Below are 7,846 nucleotides of genomic sequence, written 5' to 3'. Positions count from 1 at the left end.
CCACATCACACCTGCCGAAAATTTCAAAGAACTTTTGCCGCAATTTATTGATAAAAAATTACTCCAGGAATAAGGTTTTGCTGGGGTGGATACTTGCCATTCATTTGTATGGCATTTTTGTATCATCCTTTTCGAACTGTACAAATAAAACAGATATCATTTCGATAACTAAACTCTTTAAAATTTTAGCTGAATGCATCATTTTTATTGTTTTTTAGGTTATCTCTTAAGTATGTACAAAATCTTTGTCTGTCTCCAGTTTGGGGAAACCTGACCTAAAGGCAAAAACATTTGCCGATCATTCATCGCAAACAAATTTACTCTTGTTAATTAAATTGAAATCTTCATTATAAATTTGGACAATTGAATCACAGAAAATTTCTCCAGCCTCAAAATATTTGTCAATAGTAATTACTTCAATATGCTCTTTGATTTGACTCCTCATTATTATTATCTGATCTGGATGTTTAAATAATTCTGCAACCTTAAATTTGGAAGTAATTTCTCCAGAAAAAGAATCAATAGAAATTAAATACATATAACTTTCATTTCGATTAAATATCCATTGCCCAATTAATATATTTAATTTTTCGGGATGTGAATCATCAACCCCCATTAAGTATAAATCCTGATAATTAACTTCGTAAATAGAATCTATTTCGTTAAATAAATACACTCTAATTTTCTCGTGCTCAATTTTTGTGATATAACTTGAATTTATCCAATCAAAAGGGTTTTTATTACAAAACTGACCAAAACCAATTTGAGAGTTCTTTAAATGAAAATTTCTGACCTGGTCCTGATTCTTCAAAACAAGGTCCACTAAATCAACTTGACTGCAAAATGGCCCTCCAGATACAACAAAGTATACCAAGATTGTACAAACAGTAAAAAGAAACTTTAATTTCATAGTGCTACAAAGTATATTCTCAAACCTAATTTGAAGTTTTATTTTTGATAAATAAGTCCAATGCTCCCTCATTGTTGTAACACCCTGGATATTCTGGTGGTGCTTTAACACACAAATTACCTTCTTCATCTTCAAAGAAGAAAAACTTACCATCTTTAAAATATAGTTGACAGGATATACATTCAATACTATCATCATCTAAAAAAACACTATCATCACTTATTGTTTTTATAGTTTTAAATACTTTATCAAAGCCAGTAGTCGTAAATATATTACCTAATTCTTCTATCCCTTTCCCAGAACCATTATAAATAAGGAAATAGTTTTCATTTATTTCTACATATCCTGAGCAATACTTTAATTTTTCAGATAAAGTATTTATACCCTTTATTTGAACCATTCTTTTCCCCTTAAAAGCATCTTGATATTTTTCATTTGTTACCAATATTTGGATTTCATAATATCGAGAAGTGTCTGCACAATAATTCGCTTTATAGTTTGCTATAGTATTAAGTATTTGTAATAGATTGCTGCTATCATCCTTAATTTCAAACCTTGAAAGCTTTACAATATTGTCTCGATCACATCCAGAAGCGTTGATAGTTAAAAAAATAAAAAGAAGGATTAATAAGTTAGCATGTTTCATAATATTTATTTTCCGTTAGTTCTCCATTTAGGAACTCCAAGATTAGAAGGAATGAATCCCTTACTGTCATATTCATGGTAGCCCCCAACATTTGGGTATACAGTTGGGTCTCTATAAACTTGAGTTTTAACATTCGGGAATTTATCTTCATAAAGTTCAGCTCCTCTAATATCGCCTGAAGCACTAGTCCCATTTGGTTGAGCAGGAGATCCTGAAGGATCAGAACCCATTGGATGGTTGTGGTTAACTTCTCTAAGAGTATAACCTGTTGTGCGTAAATAATGTCCAACTGGAGTTGAGGTTTTTGCATGAGAGGTTCCCACAATGTTAAGCCCTGATTTAGATGTTCCTATTTTTGCATGTGTCCACTCAAAATCACCAGCAATAGATTTGTCAGCTAAGAACTCAAATAAATCTGTTGCATTCTGATCACCATTTACTTCCAACATGGCTAGTTGGGTTGGACCTTTTTTTGTTTTAACAGAAGGTTTTCGAGTGGCTGTAATAGTCCCATTATCAAAACTAATAGAGTTGCCTGTACGTTTTTCCTGTCCATCTACTATAAAAACATTGTCTTTACCCTTTGTTTCTATGTGGTTAATAATATAACCCTTACTATCCAATTCAAAATCATCTTTGCCGTCTGGGTCAACCCTTTTTAATGGATTGTTACTGACAAAACAATAAGGCGACTTACTAATATTCTTGTCTACTAACGGATCAACCCCATACCATATACTAATCCTTGGGTCATAATACCTGGCCCCGTAATAATAAAGTCCAGTTTCCTCATCCAATTCTTTCCCGTTGAAAAGATAGGAAGTATATTCAGCATCCGTTCGCTCCTCTATGAACGTTTCACCAAAGGGGAAGTATTCCATATGCTGATACACCTCACCACTAATATCGGTAATGTTACTACTACTACCAAGGTGGTCAGTATGATAATAGAATCTAAACTTTTCATTTGCATTAGCCGTTGCTTTGGTGGTATCCTTTACTTGAGTCGCAACATCGCCGTTTTGTTCACGGCAGTACTTTTTAAGTCGCCCGTATGGCATCTTGCCACTTTTACCTGCTGTAAATTACGACACCATCCAAGCCAAAATCTTCGAAATCGGCAATAATTGCATCTTTTTGTTGGAGCATTTCTTATCGTAGTTAATGGTATCACCACCAGCTACGTATTGGGTGTTTTTGTCCATCAACAGGTATTGGTAGGCTCCTCCCAATTTGCTTGCTGTGCGTTGTCTTTTCATAGCCCATGTTTTTTTATTTCAAAGAACTTTTTTGCCACCAGTTGCAACTTGGCGGCAGTTGGAGGATACTCTAAAATTTTATTTAACTCTTTTGAAATAACCGTAATCAGACAAATCGGTTACAAAAATTGAGTCTTTAGGGTAAAATTGGAATGATTCATTTCCATATTCAACCACTCCTTTTTCATTTTTTCTTTTCATTAACTTACTAAATGCTATATAACTAATTAATCCTGCATTATCATATACAAACATGCCTCCTTTCTCAAAGCTCACAGTATCAGGTAAGTTTTTCCCATATTCTTTTTTGAGTCCAATAAAAACCACTGTTTTATCATTTTCCTCTATTTTTTCAAACTTGTACCTATTACTTTTAGCCCACCCTGAATTGTATTCAACAGTTCTGACTTTTACCTGTTCAAAGGTATCTACATAGCAACCAATAGAGTCATTTTTATCCTTAAAATTTGCATCCCAAGTTAATTTAATCATCTGTATTTCATTATTTTGACCAATACAATTAACAAATCCCCCTCTTAATTCTTTTATATCTTTCGATGAAAATTCTTCAGTTGAATCAATAATTGTATACCCAGTATAATCATCTGTAAATGCAGCATTGCTATTAAACCTGAAAAAATAAATAACCTTGGAACTATTTGGTATCAGTTGTCTATATAACTCTCCCAACTCCATTTGCATAGAACATGAATTCAAAATCGTTAATGTCAATATAAAATTAATAACTCGCTTCATACATAACAAAGTAATATATAATCTGATTTAAAATAATTTCTATCACGATACACTAAAATCATTAAACACTTTTTTCAAGAATTATTTTTTCCTATTAATTCTTCGCCCAAAACAAACAAAAATTCACCCCATTCAATAAACAAATCATTACCAAGATCCAGACCATTTACGATTCCAATATTGACCTACTCTACTCCTATATTGTCTATATCCCATTTTCCATCCATATTCTTGCCCATTCTGTGAGTTTGGTGCATCAACTGCTCCAGTACCTCTCATGGTTCTCCACATTCCACCCAAAATATTTTTATTTCCTGTTGCTTGAAAAGAATCAAAAATAAATCGAGTTGTTCCATAGTCTAAACCTCCATTTCCTGCGGCATACCCTGCTGCCATATTTCCAATATCCCGAGCAGATGCAAATTCAGAACCATATTTCCCTCCTCGATACTTATAATTTATTGCGTCATCACCTTGTCTATTTCCAATTCCATTTGATTTGTAATCGTAGCTTTCTTTATTAACGACATACCCAGCTAATGTTGGCGCATCTTTACTAAAGTTGCTCAACCAGTCAGCCCCCTCAGTTGAATTTATATCTATAGTACCATAAAAATCCGGTCCATGACCATCACTATCATAGCTATAAAATGAATCAATAAATAAAGATTCTCCTAATTTTTCGCCATTGCGTTGATAAGTTCCATCTTCATTCTGACCAACTACATAAATCCCTTTATCATTTCCTTTAAGGCTACCACCTACTACTTTATATTTTCCTTTCCCAAAATCTGCGACAAAAGTTGAATCACCATTAATGTCAATATTCCTAATTGGATTATTACTTGCATAACCAAACGGAGATTGAAAAGCATATTTCTCTGCGAAATTATCCACACCATAAAACATTGAAATCCTAGCATCATAATACCTCGCCCCATAATAATAAAGCCCTGTTTCTTCGTCCAATTCTTTTCCGTTAAAAAGATAGGAAGTATATGATGCATCTGTTCTCTCTTCAATGAAAGTCTCTCCGAAGGGAAAGTACTCCATATGCTGATAGACCTCTCCACTAATATCGGTGATATAGCTCGAACTACCAAGGTGATCAGGGTGGTAATAAAACTGAAGTTTTTCCGGTTTATTACCTCCGGTGGAGATGGTATCCATATTTGCCGGACTGTCTCCTCCATTCACCAGGCCATCATTCTCACGGAAGTATTTCTTAATACGACCATAAGGTACTTTTCCTGATTTTCCGGCTGTAAAGAGAGCACCATCCAATCCCAGTGCTTCAAAGTTGGCAATGAGCTGGGCTTTTTGGTTGTCTTTTTTCTTGTCCCAATTGACTTTATCTCCTCCGGCCTTAAGGGTATCCTTGGGATTGAGCATGTCCTGATATTCACCCATTTCACCTATTTTGGAGACAATTCTTTGTCCTTCAATATAGAAATGCTTGGTGAATTTCATGTTACTTACCACCATAAAGGGATTAACGTACATGGTGTAATTACCTACAGTACCCGATCCGGCCATGGGAAAACCGTTTACATAAACAGCCTGTCCGTCACCTGTGGCTTTGATGACTCTTTGTCCCGAAGCATCATACATATAGTGGTGCGCTACTCCGTTATCTGCGATGGCCCGCATCCGGTTTTCTTCATCCCAAAGAATATCACGCCGCTGATTGTTTTTGGTACTCTGCCACCCGGTTGTATTTCCATTGGCGTCGTATGCATAAGTGTTTTCTCCTATCTGACTGGGAGCATGAGGTTTTTCTCCCTCATAACGGTATTCCCAATCATAAGTGGTTTTATGGCGTGGGGCCCAATCTACATCATCGTATCCCCTTCTTATGTGCTCCTGTCCTTTTTGCAATATCCGGCCGGTTGTACTGTAATCCATGGACAGGGTATATTCATGTTCATGCGTGGCCCCTTCATAATGACCTGTGGCATCGGTCAGTCTGTACAAATCATCATATTCATAGTTGTACTCAAATCTTCCTCCTTTAAGATCTGCTGAAGGAATGGGAGCCTCACTTTTCAGTCCGGTGATGTTGTTTACTTTATCATAGATATAAGTGTTGTCCATCATTTTTCGGCCGGCGGAGGTTAAGGATTCAATGTGGTGCAGCCTTCTTCTGTCGCTCTCATAGTCATAAGTTGTCTCAGTTCCATTCCCATAAGAAATGTATCTTCGATCTTCAAATTTATCATACCCAATCTGGGAAAGGTAATCGTATAGATGTCCTTTTTTATTTCCATGCATACTAAGCAGCAAACCTCCCGAATTGTAGTTATAGGTGAGCTCCTCACCATCAGGATAGGTCATGTGTTTAAGACGGTTCCAGGTATCGTATTCCCATTTGGTCTCAAAGGTATAGATTCCCTCCTCAGGCACAATAATGGTGCGGATATTTTTGACCACCTCACCCAACGGTCCGTAGAAAAACTCCTGAGCACCTGTAGCGTCTTCCTGAAGAACAACCCGTCCGGCACGGTTGAAATCAGCTCCGGGTTCTCCATATTCATACTTCACATTGTTGATGGAGTTTTGTGGGTATTCAATGCCAGTTGGGCGATTGTAGTCATAAATATAAACTATTTCCTGATTGGTTGCCCTTAAACTGGCTGTCACCTGTTTTCGCATATTACCCGCAGCATCGTACTCATATTCCGTCAAACCGGCATCAGGATGGTTGCGGGACAAGCGTCTGCCCAGGTCATCGTAGGTGGATAAGGTTGTATTTCCCTCATCATCGGTAGCCTCAAGCAATTCACCAATTGGGTTATATACAAAGCTTGTCCAAACTTCGCCGGGTGCTTTAACTGCTGTCTGGCGACCACGGATATCTTTGTAAGAACTGGTAATTTTTCCATTGGCATCTTCAACAGTTGTCATAAACTGAAGCTCATCTTCCCGATCTTTACCAAAACCGTATTCTGTTTTAGTTTGGGCGCTATCGGGAAGAACCGTGAGAATTGCCCGATCCATAACATCATACTCAACGGTGGTAGGAGCTACCGTGTCAACTTTTTCAATAAACACTGAAGGTTTCTTCTCCTTATCTATTACCGGGTACCAGGAAGCCACGCTTCTTCCCAGTGCATCGTATTCCACTTTTCCGGATGCCACCATCACCTCTGTATCAGGTGTATTCTTTTTCTTAAACAGGGCGGCATCTTTCTTAGTTTGTAATACACGGCCCAGTCCGTCAATAAAAATTGAGGTTTCAATTTTATTTCCAGGATGCTCCGGGTCAAAATGATAAGTATGGGCCCACGGAATCTCTGCATCCGGATGATACTCAAAAAGGATGGTGTAATCCTCCCCGGAGGCAAGCTCATAAGGTCCCGTAATGTGAGTAATCCTGCCCAGATCATCAATTTTGTAGGTGGTTTGCTGCCCGTTAATGTCTGTGGTACTTTTCACCTGCCCGAAACGGTAGTCGTAGGTGGTTGATGAACTGTAACCGTAGGCATCCCTGACTGCTGTTACATAGCTGTGCACCTGATCATCGTAGTCATAAGCGAAATACATTCGTTCCTCTTTGTAGTTCTTAGGATGAACAATGGAATCAAGGTTCCCGTAGTCATCGTAAAAAAGGTCATAAACGGCTGCTCCATCCTCGTAGGACTGGGATATTTGAATTATTTTTCCGGTGTTGTCATCCACCTGCGTTGTGCGCTCCCGGAAAGTTTCTTTTGAATCTTCTACAGTAATGGATTTCGGCACGCTTAAGATATGTCGGTCCGATAGTTCCCAGTACATAATTGTAGACGTGAGATTATCGCTGTCGTCATCAGGGTCGCCATAATCTGTATAGCCTTCCACATTTCCGTAATCGCCATATTCGAATGACATCCAGGTCTGCTTTTGAGGACTATCTTCTCCTTCATAAAAATACTTATGAGTTTCTTTCAATGCAGGAAATATTACTTCAAAACTATCCAGAGGTTCATCGAGAGGCTTTATTTCAGAATCTAGCAACTCATATTTATTGACAGTTTCCACATATTTATTCTCTTCAGAATCAAGTAAGGTTTCTGAAGTCAAGAGACCTTTGTTATAATAATTATCATTGGCAAAAGTCCTCAAAGTTGAGCGGTAAACCTCTCCTTTCTCATCAAGTTGGTGGGTTTTCACTTCTCCAAAACCGTAAAAAGCACGCTCAAACGTATCCACCCCAGCAATGACATCTTTCCTGGCATGATCCAGACGCCTACCTTTGTCAAAAAAAATCATGCAACACAGAAAATCTTTAAACCAGAG

The 7,846-nt window shown here is 37.5% G+C and carries 6 protein-coding genes; all 6 read right to left on the bottom strand.

Translation table 11 applies throughout. From position 1 onward, the window contains the following. Positions 1-298: 298 nt before the first annotated feature. Positions 299-910, bottom strand: a complete 612-nt coding sequence (locus BY457_RS18530) for a hypothetical protein (RefSeq protein ID WP_106154821.1) — start codon at positions 908-910, stop codon at positions 299-301. A gap of 25 nt (positions 911-935) precedes the next feature. After that, complete coding sequence (locus BY457_RS18525) at positions 936-1,556, bottom strand: hypothetical protein (RefSeq protein ID WP_106154820.1); 621 nt, start codon at positions 1,554-1,556, stop codon at positions 936-938. Between the two features lie 5 nt (positions 1,557-1,561). Beyond that, entirely contained in the window at positions 1,562-2,617 is a 1,056-nt protein-coding gene (locus tag BY457_RS18520; RefSeq protein ID WP_106154819.1) for an RHS repeat-associated core domain-containing protein, read from the bottom strand. A gap of 24 nt (positions 2,618-2,641) precedes the next feature. Further along, complete coding sequence (locus BY457_RS19115; RefSeq protein WP_181256538.1) at positions 2,642-2,815, bottom strand: hypothetical protein; 174 nt, start codon at positions 2,813-2,815, stop codon at positions 2,642-2,644. Positions 2,816-2,893: 78 nt separating this feature from the next. Further along, positions 2,894-3,517, bottom strand: coding sequence for a hypothetical protein (locus BY457_RS18515; RefSeq protein ID WP_106154818.1), 624 nt, complete (start codon positions 3,515-3,517; stop codon positions 2,894-2,896). A gap of 201 nt (positions 3,518-3,718) precedes the next feature. Next, on the bottom strand, positions 3,719-7,819 hold the full coding sequence (locus BY457_RS18510; RefSeq protein WP_146131014.1) for an RHS repeat-associated core domain-containing protein: 4,101 nt from the start codon (positions 7,817-7,819) through the stop codon (positions 3,719-3,721). Between the last annotated feature and the right edge of the window lie 27 nt (positions 7,820-7,846).

It is taken from the genome of Marinilabilia salmonicolor (assembly GCF_003003035.1).
In the GTDB taxonomy this organism is placed as follows: Bacteria; Bacteroidota; Bacteroidia; order Bacteroidales; family Marinilabiliaceae; genus Marinilabilia; species Marinilabilia salmonicolor_A.
Note: the sequence above shows the minus strand (reverse complement) of the source record. Positions and strands in the feature narration are given on the sequence as shown.